The sequence below is a fragment of the Micromonospora echinospora genome, assembly GCF_014203425.1.
Taxonomy (GTDB): Bacteria; Actinomycetota; Actinomycetes; order Mycobacteriales; family Micromonosporaceae; genus Micromonospora; species Micromonospora echinospora_A.
The window spans coordinates 6,960,879-6,979,095 of record NZ_JACHJC010000001.1; the positions used below are offsets into that span (position 1 = coordinate 6,960,879).

General features: G+C 71.7%; 14 protein-coding genes. 10 read left to right on the forward strand and 4 right to left on the reverse strand.

Annotated features, from left to right (window positions below; all coding sequences use genetic code 11):
• The first annotated feature begins 399 nt into the window (after positions 1 to 399).
• Positions 400 to 1,125, forward strand: a complete 726-nt coding sequence (locus tag FHU28_RS31450) for a methyltransferase domain-containing protein (protein ID WP_184688774.1) — start codon at positions 400 to 402, stop codon at positions 1,123 to 1,125.
• 128 nt (positions 1,126 to 1,253) lie between these two features.
• Here FHU28_RS31450 and FHU28_RS31455 read toward each other — a convergent pair whose 3' ends face one another.
• Complete coding sequence (locus FHU28_RS31455) at positions 1,254 to 2,258, reverse strand: LacI family DNA-binding transcriptional regulator (RefSeq protein ID WP_116508818.1); 1,005 nt, start codon at positions 2,256 to 2,258, stop codon at positions 1,254 to 1,256.
• Positions 2,259 to 2,409: 151 nt separating this feature from the next.
• Between FHU28_RS31455 and arfA the strand changes: the two genes are divergently transcribed.
• From arfA to FHU28_RS31480, 5 genes are read left to right on the forward strand one after another with little or no spacing between them, the layout of a single operon-like run.
• Positions 2,410 to 3,921 (forward strand): arabinosylfuranosidase ArfA, encoded by a 1,512-nt coding sequence (gene arfA, locus FHU28_RS31460; protein ID WP_184688776.1) that lies wholly within the window; start codon positions 2,410 to 2,412, stop codon positions 3,919 to 3,921.
• A gap of 37 nt (positions 3,922 to 3,958) precedes the next feature.
• The gene (locus FHU28_RS31465) at positions 3,959 to 5,290 is read left to right on the forward strand and encodes an ABC transporter substrate-binding protein (protein ID WP_184688778.1); all 1,332 of its coding nucleotides are present in this window, start codon (positions 3,959 to 3,961) and stop codon (positions 5,288 to 5,290) included.
• A gap of 6 nt (positions 5,291 to 5,296) precedes the next feature.
• Positions 5,297 to 6,259, forward strand: a complete 963-nt coding sequence (locus tag FHU28_RS33180) for a carbohydrate ABC transporter permease (protein WP_184688780.1) — start codon at positions 5,297 to 5,299, stop codon at positions 6,257 to 6,259.
• Positions 6,260 to 6,269: 10 nt separating this feature from the next.
• Positions 6,270 to 7,094 carry a carbohydrate ABC transporter permease gene (locus FHU28_RS31475; protein ID WP_073829028.1) on the forward strand — a complete coding sequence of 275 codons (825 nt, stop codon included), beginning with the start codon at positions 6,270 to 6,272 and terminating at the stop codon, positions 7,092 to 7,094.
• Positions 7,091 to 8,107: a glycoside hydrolase family 43 protein gene (locus tag FHU28_RS31480; RefSeq protein ID WP_184688783.1), complete on the forward strand. Its 1,017-nt coding sequence runs from the start codon at positions 7,091 to 7,093 to the stop codon at positions 8,105 to 8,107. Before FHU28_RS31475 ends, FHU28_RS31480 begins: the two co-directional genes overlap by 4 nt.
• Positions 8,108 to 8,197: 90 nt before the next feature.
• Here FHU28_RS31480 and FHU28_RS31485 read toward each other — a convergent pair whose 3' ends face one another.
• Positions 8,198 to 9,691: an amino acid permease gene (locus tag FHU28_RS31485; protein WP_184688785.1), complete on the reverse strand. Its 1,494-nt coding sequence runs from the start codon at positions 9,689 to 9,691 to the stop codon at positions 8,198 to 8,200.
• A gap of 271 nt (positions 9,692 to 9,962) precedes the next feature.
• On the opposite strand from FHU28_RS31485, the gene FHU28_RS31490 reads away from it, so the two are divergent.
• Entirely contained in the window at positions 9,963 to 11,627 is a 1,665-nt protein-coding gene (locus FHU28_RS31490; protein WP_184688787.1) for a glycoside hydrolase family 10-like protein, read from the forward strand.
• A gap of 160 nt (positions 11,628 to 11,787) precedes the next feature.
• Positions 11,788 to 12,330, forward strand: coding sequence for a phospholipase (locus FHU28_RS31495; RefSeq protein ID WP_184688789.1), 543 nt, complete (start codon positions 11,788 to 11,790; stop codon positions 12,328 to 12,330).
• 60 nt (positions 12,331 to 12,390) lie between these two features.
• Here the strand turns inward: FHU28_RS31495 and FHU28_RS31500 are convergent, their stop codons facing one another.
• Both FHU28_RS31500 and FHU28_RS31505 read right to left on the reverse strand, forming a co-directional pair.
• Positions 12,391 to 15,204 carry an ATP-binding protein gene (locus tag FHU28_RS31500; RefSeq protein ID WP_184688791.1) on the reverse strand — a complete coding sequence of 938 codons (2,814 nt, stop codon included), beginning with the start codon at positions 15,202 to 15,204 and terminating at the stop codon, positions 12,391 to 12,393.
• Positions 15,205 to 15,359: 155 nt separating this feature from the next.
• Positions 15,360 to 15,575: an FmdB family zinc ribbon protein gene (locus FHU28_RS31505; protein ID WP_073829034.1), complete on the reverse strand. Its 216-nt coding sequence runs from the start codon at positions 15,573 to 15,575 to the stop codon at positions 15,360 to 15,362.
• 55 nt (positions 15,576 to 15,630) lie between these two features.
• On the opposite strand from FHU28_RS31505, the gene FHU28_RS31510 reads away from it, so the two are divergent.
• Together FHU28_RS31510 and FHU28_RS31515 are read left to right on the forward strand one after the other, a co-directional pair.
• Entirely contained in the window at positions 15,631 to 17,046 is a 1,416-nt protein-coding gene (locus FHU28_RS31510; RefSeq protein ID WP_184690072.1) for a lytic transglycosylase domain-containing protein, read from the forward strand.
• Positions 17,047 to 17,113: 67 nt separating this feature from the next.
• Positions 17,114 to 18,130, forward strand: a complete 1,017-nt coding sequence (locus FHU28_RS31515; protein ID WP_184690073.1) for a GNAT family N-acetyltransferase — start codon at positions 17,114 to 17,116, stop codon at positions 18,128 to 18,130.
• Positions 18,131 to 18,217: the final 87 nt, after the last annotated feature.

The following is an 18,217-nucleotide window of genomic DNA, read 5'->3' on the forward strand; positions in this document are numbered from 1 at the left end:
GCCCGAGACCGGCGGTGATCAAGGAGTTCGTGTCAACAGCGCCCTCGAAAAAGGACACAAACTCCTTGATCATCGAGGTGGGCGCAGCGTCGGGGAGGGCACGCGCACCGCTCGCTCGGGCGATCAAGAAGTTTGCGTCCACCCGCCCGGCCGAGCCGAGCCGACACAAACTCCTTGGTCATCGCCGCAGCCCATGGTCGCCGGAGATCTTGGTAGGAAAGTGCCCCCATGAGGGCCGTTCGGTACCAAGATCTCGGGGCGTCGCTCCGGTGATCAAGGAGTTTGTGTCTCCGGGCGCGTCTTCTGGTGACACGAACTCCTTGATCACGGCGACAGACGGGGCGGGTGGGCGGGGCATATTGGGGTGAAATGGGGGTAACGGGCCGCCGGAGGTGGCGCATGGTGGCGATGGGGCAGACCGCGCTCTCGGGTGAGCGACTCCGGCAGACCGACGACTTCCTCGCCGAGGCGTGGGCCGATCTGGCCCGGCACGACGAGCGGCTGCGCGGGACGACCGTCGAGGTGCGCTTCGACAGGGGGGTGGCGCACCTGACCGGCGCGGTCGCCGACCCGGCGCAGTTGCGGCTGGTACGGGAGTTGATCGGCCGGCTGGCGGGCGTACTCGGGATCTGGTGCCGGGTCGCCGTGGCCGGGCGGGCACCGGTGGTGGTCGACCTGGGCTGCGGCGCGACCAAGCAGTGGCCGGGCAACCTGGGGCTGGACATCTATCCGGCGCCGGGGGTGAACGCGGTCGCCAATCTCGCCGGCTCGCTGCCGCTGCGCGACGACTCGGTGGACGTGTTCTTCGCCGTGCACATCGTCGAGCACCTGATCGACTTCCTGCCGCTGTTCGACGAGTGCCACCGGGTGCTGCGGCCCGGCGGGGTGCTCCACGTGATGAGTCCCTGGTGGCGGCACGTCAACGCGGTTGCCGACCCGACCCACGTACGCCTGCTGGACGTGCAGACGTTCAAGGGCATCTGCGCTCAGCGCCCACCGGGTACGCCGCGCTGGTATCCGCTGCACGTGGGCTGCGACGGCGCGTCGATCTTCGCCGACCTCACTCCCCTGCCCCCGGACGCGCCACCCCCACCCGCGTCCCACCTGGCCCGCTTCTTCGACTGACCACACCACCCCGCACCCCCGGGCCAACCCGGACCACCCCGTTGATCATGAAGTTGGCGGCACTTCTGGAGATCGACATCGCCGCCAACTTCATGATCGACGCGGCCAGGAAGAGGGCTGGAAGAGGGCTAGAGGGGGGCGGACTCGCGTAGGGCCAGGTGGTGGGGGGCCACGAGCTCGCGCGGTGGGGAGTCGCGGTCGGGGCCGAGGCGTCCGGCCAGCAACTCGACCGCGAGGCGGGCGATGCGCTCCTTGTCCGGAGCGACTGTGGTCAGCGTCGGGATCGAGAAGCGGCCGTCCTCGATGTCGTCGAAGCCGGCCACCGCGACGTCCTCGGGCACGCGCAGGCCCACCTCGTGCAGGGCACGCAGAGCGCCGAGCGCGAGCGTGTCGTTGAAGCAGAAGACGGCGTCGGGGCGTACCCCGGTGGTGAGCAGGTTGCGCATGGCGGCGGCGCCGTCCGCGCGGTGCCAGGCCGGCGCGGGCGCCACCAGGCGGTCGTCGTACGCGATGCCGGCCTCGCTCAGCGCGGCGGTGTAGCCCGCCAGGCGGAGCCGGGCGCTGGCGCCCTCGGGGGTGCGCTGGGAGCCGATCGCGGCGATCCGGCGGCGGCCGAGCCCGATCAGGTGGGCGGTGATCTCCCGGGCGGCGGCCACGTTGTCGATCATGACGTGGTCGGCGGGACCGTGGTCCACCCGTTCACCGAGCAGCACCATCGGCAGGCCGTGCAGGGCGGCGAGGTCGTCGGAGGTGAGCGCGAGCGGGCTCAGGATGAGGCCGTCGATCATGTGGTCGCCGATGCCGCTGGCAGCCTTTCGCTCCTGTTCGGAGCCGCCGCCGGTCTGGTCGATGAGCACCGTCCAGTCGTGGTCGGCGGCGGCGGTGACGACGTGCCGGGCCAGCTCGGCGAAGTAGGGGATGTCGAGTTCGGGCACGGCCAGGGCGATCACCCCGGTACGCCCTTTGCGCAGGTTGCGGGCCGACAGGTTGGGCCGGTAGTTGAGTGCGGCGATGGCCTCCTCGACCCGGGCCCGGGTGTCGGCGCGTACGTGTTGGTAGCCGTTGACGACGTTGGAGACGGTCTTCACCGACACTCCGGCCCGCTCCGCGACGTCCTTGAGCCTGTGCCGCACTGAACTGTCCTCCCGGTGAACGCTGGCCGCACTGTACCGCGTCACGACGACGTAACAACCTCTTTACACGAGCACTTACAACGTTGTAGAAACCACTGACAGGGGGGTGGCCGCGGTCACCGGCAACACCAGTGGGAAAGAGGTTGGCATCGTGCCGAACGCGCAGCTCACGATCGATCCGGCGTTCCGGATCGGGCCGGCGGACCGCCGGATCTTCGGTTCCTTCGTCGAGCACATGGGGCGCTGCGTCTACGGCGGGGTGTACGAACCGGGGCACCCCGCCGCCGACCCGAGGGGTCTGCGGCGCGACGTGCTGGACCTGACCCGCGAACTGGGCGTCTCGGTCGTCCGGTACCCGGGCGGGAACTTCGTCTCCAGCTACCGCTGGGAGGACGGCGTCGGTCCGGCCGGTGACCGCCCGCGCCGGCTCGACCTGGCCTGGAAGACCATCGAGACGAACGAGTTCGGCCTGGACGAGTTCATGACCTGGGCGGCCGAGGCCGGGGTCGAGCCGATGATGGCTGTCAACCTCGGCACCCGCGGCGTGGCCGAGGCGCTCGACCTGCTGGAGTACACCAACCACCCGGGCGGCACCCAACTGTCCGACCTGCGCCGCAAGCACGGCGCCGAGCAGCCGTACGGGGTGCGGCTGTGGTGCCTCGGCAACGAGATGGACGGGCCGTGGCAGGTCGGGCACAAGACCGCCGACGAGTACGGCCGCCTCGCCGCCGAGACCGCGCGCGCCATGAAGATGATCGACCCGTCGATCAGCCTGGTCGCCTGCGGAAGCTCCAACCGGGGCATGCCCACGTTCGCCGCGTGGGAGGCCACCGTGCTGGAGCACACCTACGAGCACGTCGACTACATCTCCGCCCACACCTACTACGACCCGTCCGACGGCGACCGGGCCAGCCTGCTCGCCTCCGCCGTCGACATGGACGCCTTCATCACCGAGGTCGTCGCCACCGCCGACCACGTGGGCGCCAAGCTGCGGCAGAAGCGCAAGCTGAAGATCTCCTTCGACGAGTGGAACGTCTGGTACCAGTCCCGCCTCCAGGCCGACCTGGACCGGCGCGGCTGGGTCGAGGCGCCCGCGCTGATCGAGGACGACTACACCGCTGTCGACGCGGTGGTCGTCGGCGACCTGCTGATCACGCTGCTCCGGCACGCCGACCGCGTCGGGGTGGCCTGCCAGGCGCAGCTCGCCAACGTGATCGCCCCGATCCGTACCCGAAACGGCGGCCCGGCCTGGCGGCAGAGCATCTTCCACCCGTTCGCCCTGACCGCCCGGTACGCGCGCGGCACCGTGCTGCGGACCGAGCCCACCGGCCCCACCTACGAGACCCGCCGGTACGGCGACGTGCCCGCGCTGGACACCGTCGCCGTGCACGACGAGGAGACCGGCGAGCTGGCCGTCTTCGCCGTCAACCGAAGCCCGCAGGACCTTCCGCTCGACCTGGACCTGCGCGGCCTGCCCGGCCTGCGGGCCGAGGCGCACACCACTGTGGCGGCCGGGACCGAACCGGACGCCACGAACACCGAAGCGGACCCGGAGCGGGTCACGCCCCGGGACCTGACCACTCCCACAGTCGACGGCGGCCGGGCCTCCGTGCTGCTGCCGGCCACCTCCTGGAACCTGCTGCGCTTCGTGCCAGCACTGTGACCAGGCAATACTCCATCCCGTCCCCCAAGGAGTACCCATGATCCAGAACGAGATGAGCCGGCGGCGCCTGCTCGGGCTCGGCCTCGGTCTCGGCGCGGCGGCCACGATGACGCTGAGCGGCTGTGGCGGCGGCAGCAGCAGCGACAGCTCCGGCGCCTCCGGCAACGGCGGCAAGGACTACACCGGCCCGAAGGTGGACCTGAAGCTGTGGAACGGCTTCACCGGCGGCGACGGCGACATCTTCAAGGCGCTGGTCCAGCAGTTCAACAGCGAGCACCAGAACATCGCGGTCAGTGTGATCACGTACCAGTGGGAGGACTACTACAGCAAGCTCCCCGGCGCGGTCTCCAGCGGCAACGGCCCGGACATCGCGGTCATGCACATGGACCAGCTCGCCACGTTCGCCGCCCGCGGCACGATCACCGAACTGGACGACGTGGCGAAGACCCTGGAGCTGAGCGAGGGCGACTTCGCCCCGACCGTCTGGAAGGGCGGCCTCTACAACGACAAGCGGTACGGCATCCCGCTGGACATGCACCCGCTGGGCTTCTACTACAACAAGGCGGTCATGCAGAAGGCCGGGCTGGACCCGGAGAAGCCGCCGACCACCCGGGACGAGTACACCGCGGCGCTCACCGAGCTGAAGAAGTCGGGCGTGCAGGGGTTCTGGGTCAGCCCGTTCCAGTTCACCGGCGGCATGACCTTCTACAGCCTGCTGCACCAGTGGGGCGGCACGCTGTTCGACGCCGAGGTGGCGAAGGCGACGTTCAACTCCGACCCGGCGGTCGAGGCGTGCACCTGGCTGGTCGACCTGATCAAGCAGGGCCACTCCCCGGCGAACGTCGGCCAGGACGCCGACTACCTGGCGTTCAAGAGCGGCAAGAACGCGTTCAACTGGAACGGCATCTGGCAGATCAGCGATCTGAAGAAGAGCTCGAACGTGCAGTGGGGCGTCGCGCCGCTGCCGCAGATCGGCAGCCAGCAGGCCGCCTGGGCGAACTCGCACAACTTCACCATCGTCAAGCAGCGCTCCGCGAACGCGAACAAGACCGCCGGGGCGAAGGTGTTCATCAACTGGCTGAGCCAGCACTCGCTGGACTGGGCCAAGGGCGGCCAGGTGCCGGCCCGCAAGGCCGTCCGCGAGAGCAGCGAGTTCAAGGGCCTCACCGAGGTCAACGCGCTCGCCCCGGAGCTGGAGTACGCCGCGTTCCCGCCGGCCGCGCCCGGTCTCGGCGAGACCATGCTGACCTTCTACAGCGCCTTCAACGAGGCGGCGCTGGGCAAGAAGTCGCCGAAGCAGGCGCTCGACGACGGCGTGGCCAAGGCGAACAAGCAGCTCGAGGACAACCGCAAGAAGTACGGGAACTGATCCGCCGTGGCGGACGTGATCGAGGCCGGGGCGGCGCGTGAGAACGCGCCGCCCCCGGCGGCGCCCACCCGCCGCCGGGGCGCGACGGAACGCGGCAACCGCACGACGCCGTACCTCTTCCTCGCGCCGTACCTGATCCTGTTCGGCGTCTTCGGCCTCGCGCCGATCCTGTTCGGGGTCTGGATCAGCCTGCACCAGTGGGACCTGCAACTGCCCAACCGGCCGTTCGTCGGGCTCGGCAACTACCGGGACCTGTTCTCCAGCGACTCGGCCATCTACGGGGACTGGTGGTCGAGCGTCCGGGCCACCGGGACCTTCACGCTGTTCTCCGTGCCGCTGCTCGTGGTGATCCCGCTCGGGCTGGCGCTGCTGCTCAACCGCTCGTTCCCCGGCCGGACGTTCTTCCGGGCCGCGTTCTTCGCCCCGTACGTGCTCGGCGTGGCGGTGATCGGCCTGCTCTGGCGGTTCCTGCTCGACGCCAACCTGGGCCTGGTCAACCGGCTGCTCGGCGTGGTCGGCCTCCCCTCGGACACACCCTGGGTGACCGACGTGCCGTGGGCCTGGATCTCGCTCGTCGGCGTGACCGTCTGGTGGACCTGCGGCTTCAACGCGGTGATCTACCTGGCCGGTCTCCAGGACATCCCGGCCGAGCTGTACGAGGCGGCGAAGGTCGACGGCGCGGGCGCCTGGGACCGGTTCCGCCACGTCACGATCCCCGGCCTGCGCCCGGTCATGCTGTTCGTCTTCACCACCACGATCCTCGCGTCGGCGAACGTCTTCGGGCAGGCGTTCCTGATCACCCAGGGCGCGCCCGGCGAGCAGACCCGGACCGTGGTCTGGCGGATCGTCGACGAAGGACTTCGGGACTACGACGCCGGGCGGGCCGCCGCGATGAGCGTGTTCTTCGCGCTGATGCTGGCGGTGGTGAGCGTCGTCAACTTCCGGCTGTTCCGCTACCGGGAAGACTGAGGGGGACGACATGAGGAACGTACGCGCGGTGGCGCGCTACGGCGTACTGCTCCTGATCACCGCGATCTTCGTGACCCCCCTGGTCTGGATGCTGCTGACCTCGGTGAAGACGTACGAGGACGCGCAGCAGGTGCCGCCGGGCTGGCTGCCGAACCCGTTCTCCACCTACGGCTACGAGCAGATCATCGACAACACGGCGAATCCGGTGCTGCGCTGGTTCGTCAACAGCATGCTCGCGGCGACCCTGCACACGCTGCTGGTGCTGGTGACCGCGTCGATGGCCGCGTACGCGCTGGCCCGGATGCGGTTCCGCGGGCGCAAACTGCTGTTCGCGCTGATCGTGGGCACGCTGTTCCTGCCGCCCACCTCGTTGATCATCCCGAACTTCATCATCGCCGAGCGGCTGAGCTGGATCGACACGCTCACAGTGGTGATCGTGCCGGGCGCGGCCAGCGCGTTCGGGGTGTTCTTCCTGCGCCAGTTCTTCCTCTCCATCCCGGCCGAACTGGAGGAGGCGGCGGTGCTGGACGGGGCGAACCACTGGCAGATCTTCCGCCAGGTGCTGCTGCCGCTGTCGAAACCGGCACTGGCCACGCTCGCGGTGCTGTCGTTCCTGACCAACTGGAACGACTTCCTCTGGCCGGTGTACGTGCTGTTCAGCCCGGAACGGCTGACCCTGCCGGCGGGCCTGGGCCTGCTCCAGGGCGCGTACGTGACCGACTACCCCGTCATCATGGCGGGCGCGGTACTGGCCAGCGTGCCGGTGCTGATCCTGTTCGTGCTCGCCCAGCGGCACGTCATTCAGGGTGTCTCCCGCAGCGGCCTGAAGGGATGAACGCCGGGCGAACGAGGCGACGCGGCGCGGCGGCGGTCCTGGCCGCCGCGCTGCTCGTCGCCGGTTGCGGCAGCACACCCACCCCGTCGAGTACGCCGGAGGACGCGCGCGTGTTCACCAACCCGGTCGTCCGCAGTGACGCCCCCGACCCGCAGGCGATCCGGGTCGGCGACACCTGGTACCTGTTCCACACAAACGCCGTCGGCCGGAACGTACCGGTGCTCACCTCACCCGACCTGGTCGACTGGACGCCGGCCGGCGACGCGCTGCCGGCGCTGCCCGACTGGGCGGACGCGGGGAAGACGTGGGCGCCCGAGGTGATCCAGTTGGCCCCGGACCGGTTCGTCCTCTACTACACGGTGGCCGACCGGGCCTCCGGCCGGCAGTGCCTGAGCCGGGCGGTGGCGAGCACCCCGCTCGGCCCGTACGCGGACGACTCGGACCGGCCGCTTGTCTGCCAGGCGGACCTGGGCGGCTCGATCGACGCCAGCCCGTTCCGGGACACCGACGGCAGCCTGTGGCTGCTGTGGAAGAACGACGGCAACGCGATCGGTGTGGACACCTGGCTCTGGTCGCAGCGCCTCTCCCCGGACGGGCTGCGGCTGACCGGTCCGGCGGCGAAGCTGCTGCGGCAGACCGAGCCCTGGGAGGGCACGCTGATCGAGGGGCCGTTCCTGCACCGGCACGACGGGAAGCTGTTCCTGTTCTTCGCCGCGAACGCGTACGACAAGGGCGCCTACGCCGAGGGGTACGCGGTCTGCGAGAGCCCGGCCGGGCCGTGCGTGAAGGCGCCGGAGAACCCGATCCTGCGCGGCAACGAGGTGGCCTCCGGGCCGGGGCACGCCTCGATCGTCGAGCACGACGGCCGTACCTGGCTGCTCTACCACGCCTGGCCGCCGGGCCTGGAGGGCGCGACCGATCCGGGCCGGCAGGTGTGGCTGGACGAGATCGTCTGGGAGAACGGCAGGCCGGTGGTGAAGGGTCCCACCGGGTCCGCCCAGCCCCGCCCGTAAGGAAGGGCCCCTTCTTAACGCCTCCGGTAGTAGAAGGGCCCCTTCTTAACGCGCGGCGTTAAGAAGGGGCCCTTCCTTCGGGGGCCCGCCTCAGGGGGTGGGGGCGGGCTCGGGGGTGTCCGAGTGCTCGCGCCGGGCGAGCCGGTTCTTGCGGTGGCCGTACCCGAAGTAGATGACCGCGCCGAGCAGCATCCACGCGAGGAACCGCAGCCAGGTCTCCACCGACAGGTTCAGGCTCAGGTAGAGGCACGCCACGGCGGTGACGATCGGCAGCACCGGCGAGAACGGCACCTTGAACGGCCGCTCCAGGTCGGGGCGGCGCCTGCGCAGGATCGGCACCGCGATCGCGACCAGCGTGAACGCGCAGAGCGCGCCGATGCTGACCAGGTCGGCGAGCGCGGACAGCGGCAGGAAACCGGCGAGCAGCGCCACCGCGACGGTCATGATCCCGGCGATCCGGTACGGGGTGCCCCAGCGCGGATGCACCTTGGCGATGGCGGGCGGGATGAGCCCGTCCCGGGCGATGGCGAAGCCGATCCGGCCCATGGCGACCAGGTCGACCAGGATCACGCTGGTGAGCCCGGCGACGGCGGCGATGGAGACGAGCACCGCGGCCCAGCCGGCGCCGACCGCCCGGAACGCGGACGCGATCGGCGCGCCCTCGTCGATCTCGGTGTACTTGACCATGCCGACCACGACGAGCGAGACGCCGATGTAGAGCACGGTGGAGATGACGAGCGTGCCGAGCAGGCCCAGCGGCAGGTCCCGCTTGGGCTTGCGGGTCTCCTCACCCAGGTTCGCCACGGCCTCGAACCCGGTGTACGCGAAGAACACCACGGCGGCGGCGGTGAGCACCCCGACGAAGCCGAAGACGGAGGGCTCCAGCCCGAAGATGGCCTGGGTGACCGGTTGCTTGATGCCGTCGTCCCCGGCCCCGGCCGGCTCGGCGGACGGGATGAACGGGCTGAGGTTGGCCGCCTTGACGAAGAACAGCCCGGCGATGATGACGAAGGCGCAGATCGCCACCTTGACCAGCACCAGCACGTTGGTGACCCGGGCGGACTCGCGGATGCCGACGACGGCGACCACGCCGAGCACCAGCACGATGCCGATCGCGCCGAGGTTGACGACGCTGCCCTCCTCGGCGAACCAGGCGCTGGGCAGACCGAACAGGTCGGCGAGGTAGCCGGACCAGCCGCGGGCCACCACCGCCGCGCCGAGCGCGAACTCCAGCAGCAGGTCCCAGCCGATGATCCAGGCGACGATCTCGCCCATCGTCGCGTACGCGTAGGTGTAGGCGCTGCCGGCGGTCGGCACGCTGCTGGCCAGTTCGGCGTAGCAGAGCGCGGCGAGCAGCGCGACCAGGCCGGCGATGCCGAACGAGATCACCACGCCTGGCCCGGCGCTGTTGCGCGCCTCAACACCGGTGAGCGTGAAGATGCCGGTGCCGATCACGATGCCGATGCCGAAGCCCATCAGGTCGACCGCGCCGAGCCGGCGCCGCAGTCCCGGTTTGCCGTCCTCGCCGTCGGCGTCGCCCTGGGCGAGCACGTCCGCGATCGGCTTGGTACGCAGGACCGACATCTGATCACCTCCCCCACCGCGTGGCCGCCACGGTGGCGGTCTGACGCCGGCTAGCTACCCAGCCGTTTTCCGCTCCAATCCCGCACCGCAGGTATCGGAATCGTCACGATCCGGCCGAGTCGGACTGCCCGGGACATCGATCACCGGTCAAGGTCTTGCGCCGGGCACGGATAGATGAAAGTTTCCTACCGGAGGCATGGACAGTGCGGCGAATCTTGCCGCACACCCGCCGCCGATCGTCCCCCCGGACCCGACGAAGGGACCGCACCGCATGAAGGCAACTCGGCTCGGAGCAGCCGCGCTGGCCGCGGCGCTGCTCAGCGCGCTGGTCGCCGGCACGCCGGCGCAGGCCGCACCCGACGACACCAGCACCGCCACTTCCCCCTCCACCGACTGCGTCACCGACCCGGCCACCCCCAAGCGCCAGTTCCGGGCCATGTGGATCGCTTCGGTGACGAACATCGACTGGCCCACCAAGGACTCCTGGACCGCACCGGACCAGGTGGCCAAGCAGAAGGCCGAATACCTGGCCTGGCTCGACCTGGCCCAGAAGCTCAACCACAACGCCGTCGTGGTCCAGGTCCGCCCGACCGCCGACGCGTTCTGGCCCTCGCCGCACGAGCCGTGGTCGGAGTACCTGACCGGCGTACGCGGCAAGAACCCCGGCTGGGACCCGCTGGCCTTCCTGGTCGGCGAGTCACACAAGCGCAACCTGGAGTTCCACGCCTGGTTCAACCCGTACCGCGTCTCCATGCCCGCGCCCGGCGGCGCCGGCGCCGACCTGTCGCAACTGGCCCCGGACAGCCCGGCCCGCCAGCACCCCGACTGGGTCTTCGCCTACCCGCCCGCCGGGGTCGCCGGCAGCCGGCTCTACTACAACCCCGGCGTCCCCGAGGTCCGCGAGTTCGTCCAGACCGCGATGATGGACGCGGTCAAGCGGTACGACATCGACGGCGTGCACTTCGACGACTACTTCTACCCGTACCCGAGCGGCACCCACCAGGTGCCCGACGACGCCACGTTCGCGGCGTACAACAGGGGCTTCACCGACAAGGCCGACTGGCGGCGGGACAACATCAACCTGCTGATCCAGGAGATGAACGCCAAGATCAAGGCAGTGAAGCCGTATGTGAAGTTCGGCGTCAGCCCGTTCGGCATCTGGCGCAACGCGTCTGCCGACCCGAACGGCTCGGACACCACCGGCTCGCAGTCGTACGACATCATCTCCGCCGACTCCCGCAAGTGGGTCAAGGAGGAGTGGATCGACTACATCGTGCCGCAGCTCTACTGGTACATCGGCCAGTACCCGGCTGCCGACTACGCCCGGCTGGTGCCGTGGTGGGCCGAGCAGGTACGCGGCACGCGGGTCCAGCTCTACATCGGCCAGGCCGACTACAAGAGCGGTGACCCGGCGTACGGGTCGTTCTGGATGAACCCGCAGGAGCTGTCGAACCACCTGACGCTCAACCGGTCGTACCCGGAGGTGCTCGGCAACGTGCACTTCTCCGCGGTGCAGGTCCGGGCTGACCGGCTCGGCGCCACCGACATCTACGCGGCCGAGCACTACTCCCGCCCGGCGCTGGTGCCCACCATGACGCACCTGCCGCGCAAGCCGCTGCTGTTCCCGGTGGTCACCAAGGCCCAGCGGGAGGCGGACGGGGTACGCCTGAGCTGGCGGCAGCCGGCCGACGGCAAGGGCCCGCTCGGCACCGCCGCGTCGTACGCGATCTACCGGTTCGACGGGCACGGCCTGGCCGGGCGCTGCGACTTCGCGGACGCCTCCAACCTGGTCGGCACCGTGCGGGCCACCGACGGCCCGGTGCAGTCCTGGGTGGACACCACGGCGGCCGACGGCGCCCGGTACACCTACTACGTGACAGCGCTGGACCGGCTGGCGAACGAGAGCCCGGCGAGCCCGCCGCGCTTCGTACGCTGATTCACCCCGAATGCCCCCGGGCCGCCTCGCCGACCCGGGGGCATTCGTCTGTTTGAGCGGATGTCAGCGAGCGGTCACCCGCAGCGTCGCCCCAGCTCACCCGCTTGATCGACACTTGTCGACATCCGGAGATCCCGGCCACCACCCCGCGGAGGTTCCCGTGTCCCGTCGCCTCGCCACCACTCTCGCCGCCGGAGCACTCGCCCTGCTCACACTGCTCGGCCTGGCCACACCGGCCGCCGCCGCGGTGAGCACCCAGCAGAAGCTGTCCGTCCTGACCAGTTGGACGCAGACCAGCGCGTCCAGCTACAACGCCTGGAACAGCGCCCGGCAGAACCGGTCGCCCTGGACCGAGTACGGCTTCGACTGGTCCACCGACTACTGCTCGTCCAGCCCGGACAACCCGATCGGCTTCAACTTCAAGCTCTCCTGCTACCGGCACGACTTCGGCTACCGCAACCACAAGGCGATGGGCGTCTTCTCCGCCAGCAAGTCCCGGCTGGACAACGCCTTCTACGCCGACCTGAAGCGGGTCTGCGCCACGTACAACGCGGTGGTCCGGCCCGCCTGCTACAGCCTCGCCTGGACGTACTACCAGGCAGTGAGCGTCTTCGGTTCGGTCGCCGCCGTGTCCCAGGCCGACCTCGACCGCGCCGCCCGGATGAAGGCCGACGCCGAACGCCGCGCCGCCGCGCGCGCCTGACGCACCACGCGGGGAGTCCGCCGCACGGCGGGCTCCCCGCCATGTGGCGGGCTCGCCCCCTCAGCCCGCCGTGCTGCGTGGCTGGAACGCCGGCCAGGAGCCCTGCGCGGTGAAGCCGAACCGGGGTGAGTCGGCTGCCAGGTCCGGGTGCTCGACGTGCAGCGCCAGCGCCGCCACCTCGTCCAGCCGCAGTCCCGCCCCGGCGCCGTACGCGGCGTCGAACGCCTCGTCGCCGAGAACCCGGCGCAACTCCGCCTGCCGGGCCGCCCAGTACGGGCCGTATATCCCCGGCGTGGCCCGCAGGTTCGACCGGGTGGCCTGCGCCGCGCCGAACAGCCGGGCCGCGGCGAGCGCGTCCCCGGCCAGCGCGCAGCGCACCGCTATCGCGTTTATCGTGTCGCAGGCCCGGCCCAGGTAGCCGTGGCTCATCCGCGACCGCAACGCCACCAGCAGGTGCTCGTGCGCCGCGACCAGGTCACCCCGGGCCAGCGCCACCATCCCGAGCAGCATGTCCACCGAACGGCCGCCCCGCTCCGCCGGCCGGGACGCCTCGACCGGGCGGGCCCCGGCGAGCACGTCGGCCGCCTCGTCCAGCGCGCCCCGGCGCCAGAGCAGCTCGGCCAGGTTGTAGACGGCGAGCAGCGCGTCCCCCACCACGTCCTGCGCGTACGCCCAGTCGATCACCTCACGGCAGATCCGCTCCGCCTCGGCGAACTGGCCCATGTCGACAAGCGGCGCCGCGCGCCCGGCCAGCACCCGGGCCAGCAGACCCCGGTCGCCGGACTGCCGGGCGGCCGCCTCGGCCCGCTGCGAGTACCGCAGCTCCTCGCCGAACTCGCCGTCCGCCCCCGCGTGCAGCGAATGCATGTGGTACGCGGCGGCCAGCTCGGCCTCCGGCATCACCTCGCCGGTCTCGGCGAGCCGGCCGTAGAGCCGGAACAGCCATAGCCGCCCCTCCCGGGCCAGCCCGCGCTCCCGCCACCACTGGTCCAGGTCGCCGGCCAGGCGCAATCCCGCCCGGGCGCTGCCGCCGGTGGCGCACCAGCGCAGCGCGGCCCGCAACTCGCCGGCCAGCGGGTCCAGCGCGTACAGGGAGAGCGTCACCGGACGGCCGTCCGGCCCGAGGCATGCCCGGTCCAGCGCATGCCGGCACCAGTCCACGTGCCGGTCCCGGGCGCTCTGCTCCTCGCCCGCCTCGACCAGCCGCCGGGCCGCGTACGCCCGGATCGGGTCGAGCATCCGGTACGTGCTGCCCGAGGCGTGCGGCTCGGCCAGCACCATCGACTTGTCCACGAGCACCGAGAGCGGATCGAGCGGGTCCTCGCCGAGCAGCCACTGCACGGTGGGCAGGTCCACCGGTCCGGCGAACACCGCCATCCAGCGCAGCAGCCGGGCCGAACGCGCGCCGAGCGTCCGGTACGACCAGGTGACGGTGGCCTGGATGGTCAGGTGCCGCTCGCTGGCCGAGCGCTGCACCGCGCGGGTCGCCGGCGTGGGCGGGGCGGCGCCGGTCGCCGCAGCCACCAGGTCCACCGTGTCCTGCTGGTTGCCGCTCCAGCCCGCCTCCACCGGCGGCGGCTCCGCCGTCTCCCGTCCCGCGTCGAGCGTGCCCAGCATGTCGTCCAGCCGCTCCGCCAGCTGCCCGGCGGAGAGCACCCGCAGCCGGGCGGCGGCCAGCTCTATGGCCAGCGGCAGCCCGTCCAGACGGCGCACCACCCGGTGCAGGTCGGCCTGCTCGGCCGCCTCCGGCGCCCGCCCGCCCCGGGCCACGGCCGTGCGGTCCAGCAGCAGCGCAACGGCGTCGCTGCCGCCGTCGGGACCCTCGTCCACCGACAGCGGCGGGATCCGCCACACCACCTCACCGGGTACGCCGAACGACTCCCGGCTGGTCGCCAGCACCCGTACCCCCCGGCCCCCGGCCAGCAGCCGGCTGATCACCTCGGCCGACGCGGCGGTCTGGGCGTCGCAGGTGTCCAGCAGCACGAGCATCCGGCGCGGCGCCGCGTACTCGACGAGGGTGTCGAGCATCGGCCGGCCGGGCTCCGGGCGGAGGCCGAGCACGGCGGCGATCTCGAACGCCACGAGCCCCGGGTCGGTCACCGCGGCGATGTCGACGAACCAGACCCCGTCCGGGTAGTCCTCGACGATCCCGGAGGCCAGCTCCACGGCCAGCCGGGTCTTGCCGGCGCCGCCCGCGCCGAGCACCGTCACCAGGCGGTACGCCTCGACCAGCCGGCCCAGCTCGGCGCGCTCGGCCTGCCGGCCGACGAACGAGGTGACCTGGGTGGGCAGGTTGTGGGCCGTCGCGTCGGCGGTACGCGGACGCGGGAAGCGCCGCTCCAGCCCGGGCGCGACGAGCTGGAACAGCCGCTCCCGGTCGTCGAAGCCGCGCAGCCGGTGCAGGCCGAGGTCCAGCAGGGACACACCGTCCGGCAGCGGCTCGGCGTGCCGGGCGGTGGCGGCCGAGCAGAGCACCTGCCCGCCGTGCGCGGCGGCGGCCACCCGGGCGGCCCGGTGCACCTCGGGGCTGGCGTACTCGCCGTCGCGGGGTTCGGCGTAGCCGGTGTGCAGACCCATCCGGACCCGGGGCGTGGCGTCCGGGTTGGGCCACTCGTGGCCGGCGAGCGCGCGTTGCGCGGTCAGGCAGGCGTGGACCGCGGCGGCGGCGTCCGGGAACACCAGGAAGAACGAGTCGCCCTCGGTCAGCAGCTCCGCCCCGTCGGTGCCGGCGAGGGTGTCGCGCAGCAGCCGGCGATGCTCGTGCAGCACCGGCCGGTAGACCGGACCGAGCATCCGGGCCAGCCGGGTCGAACCTTCGATGTCGGTGAACACGAAGGTCACCCACCCGCTGGGGAGGTGGTGTCCTGGCGACATACGTCGAACCTCCGCCCGCTGACGTCGGGTCCATGCTGCCCTATGATCGCGCCGTCACGCATCGTGAGAACGGTTGGGCGGATTCCGACCCAAGGTGCCAAAAGATCACACGGGCGGCAAGGGGCCGTTCGACCCGCGGGACGAGCGGCGGAAACTCAGCAGCCGCAAGACCCGCCGCAGCAACCTCCACCGCTGGGAATCCCACCAGTCGGGCCGGAGCCACCACGCCCCGTGACGGCGACAGCGGAGAGCAGCTTCACCGTGTCGGCGTGGCCCTGCGGGCAGGTGGCCGGCTCGGCGGCCTCGGCCATCGGGCGGTTGACCTCGAAGGTGTCGCCGCAGGCGCGGCAACGGAACTCGTACCGGGGCATGACATCAGCCTACGGCGGGCCTGACGCCGTCACACGGATGGGTGATACTCGACGGGTGGTGGACGGCGAACGGCGAGCGACGGCCCGGCCCCTGCGACCCGCAGCGCCGCCCGACGGCGACGCCCGGCCCGTCCCGCGACCCCGCCGCGATCCCCTCCCCCCGGAGCGCCCCGCCGACCCGCCCCGCGACCCGGACGCCAAGGCCGGCGCGCCGAGCACGGACGCGAGCGCGAAGCCGGACGCGAGCACAAAGCCCGACGCGAGCGCGAAGCCCGCAGTCGGCACGGACGCGAAGCCGGACGCAGACGCGAAGCCCGGAGCCGACGCGGGTGCGAAGCCGGACGCAGGCTCAGGCGCAGACGCCGAGCCCGACGCGGGCGCCAAGCCGCAGCCCGGGCAGGACGCGAAGCCGGAGCGCGCGCCGGATGCCGGAGCCGACACGGACATCAAGCCTGACGCGGATGCCCCGTCCGGCGAGAAAGCGGAGCCGAAGGCGAAGGACGAGGCGGCGGACGCAGACGCGCAGCCGGCCGGCGGGCGGCGTCGGCGCGTACCGTTCGCGCACGCCGTCCGCACGCGGCCGCGGCAGCTCGCCGTCGGCGCGGCCCACGCCACCCGCGCCTGGTCCCGCCGCCCCGCAGGGCGCACCGCGCTGCCGGCGCTGTTCCTGCTCGCCCTGGTCGGCGTCGCCACCACGGCCGGCGCGGTGATCGTGCCGGCCGCTGTCGGCAGGCAGGCGTCGGTCGACGAGGCTCTGCCGGAACCGAGCGTGGCGCGGACCGCCGCGCCCGCCGCGACGCCCCTGTTTCCGGACCCGTCCGGGCTGCCCGGCACCGCCGCGCCGACGGGAACGCCGCTGCCCGGCGGCGCGACCGTCGCACCGCCCACCGGCCGCCCCGCCGACGCGCTGGCCGACTGGGCGAGGCGGGTCAGCGCGGTCACCGCCATCCCGGTGGTGGCGCTCCAGGCGTACGCGTATGCCGAGCTGGTGCTCGCCCAGACCAACCGTGCCTGCCAGCTGAGCTGGACCACGCTCGCCGCCATCGGGCACGTCGAGTCCGGGCACGGCTCGGCCAACGGCGCCACGCTCGGGCCCGACGGGCGGGCGCTGCCGGAGATCAAGGGGCAGCCGCTCGACGGGCAGGGCGGCCGGTCCCGGATCCTCGACACCGACCAGGGGCAGCTCGACGGCGACCGCGTCTACGACCGGGCGCTCGGCCCGATGCAGTTCATCCCGACCACCTGGCAGGAGATCGGCGCGGACGCGGACAACGACGGCGTGAAGAACCCGCACGACATCGACGACGCGGCGCTGGCCGCCGGCCAGTACCTGTGCAAGGGCGGCCGGAACATGACCATCCCGGGCGACTGGTGGGGGGCCATCCTCTCCTACAACGATGTGCGCCGCTATGCCCAGGCCGTCTTCGACAAGGCCGACGAGTACGGCAGGCTCAGCCGCAACGTGAGGTGACCGCTCGCGTACATTCGCGGACTGAACCCTTCCCCCCAGCAGCGGTTGACGGCAAGCTAGACGGGTGATGGTGCGCGAGTGGAACCCTCGGACCGCCTCGTCCGCCGAGATCGCGTCCCTGCTGGACACGCTGAACGCGGTCCTGGCGGCCGACCTGCCGCAGGACCCGCCCTGGCGGGACAGCTCCATGCGGGAGTACCTGTCCGAGGTGATGCCCGGCGAGCGGCGGATCTCCTGGGTGGCGCAGGAGGACGACGCTCCGGACGGCACGCCCGGAGCGATCGTCGGACACGTGCACGTGCTGCTGCTGGGCGGCATCGGCGTACTGGAGGTTCTGGTGCACCCGGCCGTCCGGCGCACCGGGCTCGGCCGTGACCTGGTCCGGGTTGCCGCCCGCCGGGTGTGGGACGAGGGCTTCCAGTCGATCGGCGTGGAGGTGGTCGGCGACACCCCGGCCGTGGCGTTCTACGAGTCGCTGGGCTTCACCCGCGACTATGTGGAGACCCGCAGCGTGCTCGACCTGCGCACGGTGGACTGGCCGGCGCTGACCGAGATGGCCGCCGAGGTGGGCGCGGGCTACCGGGTCGAGTTCTGGCCGGGCGGGCCGCCGGACGAGTTGATCGAGGCGTACGCGCGGGCCAAGGCCGAGGTGCGCGACTCCGACGACGTGGAGCTGCGGCCCAGCTCGTACGACCCGGACCGGCTGCGCGACAGTCTCGCCACGTTGCACCGGCGCGGCATGAAGCCGTACATCGTGCTGGCGCTGCACGAGCAGACCGGGGACGTGGCCGGGTTGACCGAGGTGGTGGTGCCGGCGCAGCACCCGACCCGGGCCGACCAGTACGACACGATCGTCGTTCTCGACCACCGTGGTTACGGCATCGACCGGGCCATCAAGGCGCGGATGCTGCTGGAGCTGCGCTCCGCCGAGCCCCAGCTGGTCGAGGTGCAGACCTGGAACGCGCAGGACAACGAGTCGATGCTGAAGGTCAACGCCGAGCTGGGCTACCGCCCCGACCGTGACTGGTGCGAGTACGGAGTGGACGTCGCCGAGCTGGTGCACCGGCTGGACAGTCACCGCTGACCGTTCACCGGACGGCCATCGAAGGGCTGGACGGTGGACCCACGAGAGCCTTAACGTTCGTTAGTTCCTGTCCACCCACCGTGGAGG

Coding starts and splice junctions, on each gene's coding strand:
- FHU28_RS31515 (WP_184690073.1), top strand. CDS start 17,114: ATGGTGCGCGAGTGGAACCCTCGGACCGCCTCGTCCGCCGAGATCGCG.
- FHU28_RS31450 (WP_184688774.1), top strand. CDS start 400: ATGGTGGCGATGGGGCAGACCGCGCTCTCGGGTGAGCGACTCCGGCAG.
- FHU28_RS31505 (WP_073829034.1), bottom strand. CDS start 15,575: ATGCCCCGGTACGAGTTCCGTTGCCGCGCCTGCGGCGACACCTTCGAG.
- FHU28_RS31500 (WP_184688791.1), bottom strand. CDS start 15,204: ATGTCGCCAGGACACCACCTCCCCAGCGGGTGGGTGACCTTCGTGTTC.
- FHU28_RS31475 (WP_073829028.1), top strand. CDS start 6,270: ATGAGGAACGTACGCGCGGTGGCGCGCTACGGCGTACTGCTCCTGATC.
- FHU28_RS31465 (WP_184688778.1), top strand. CDS start 3,959: ATGATCCAGAACGAGATGAGCCGGCGGCGCCTGCTCGGGCTCGGCCTC.
- FHU28_RS31490 (WP_184688787.1), top strand. CDS start 9,963: ATGAAGGCAACTCGGCTCGGAGCAGCCGCGCTGGCCGCGGCGCTGCTC.
- FHU28_RS31480 (WP_184688783.1), top strand. CDS start 7,091: ATGAACGCCGGGCGAACGAGGCGACGCGGCGCGGCGGCGGTCCTGGCC.
- FHU28_RS31485 (WP_184688785.1), bottom strand. CDS start 9,691: ATGTCGGTCCTGCGTACCAAGCCGATCGCGGACGTGCTCGCCCAGGGC.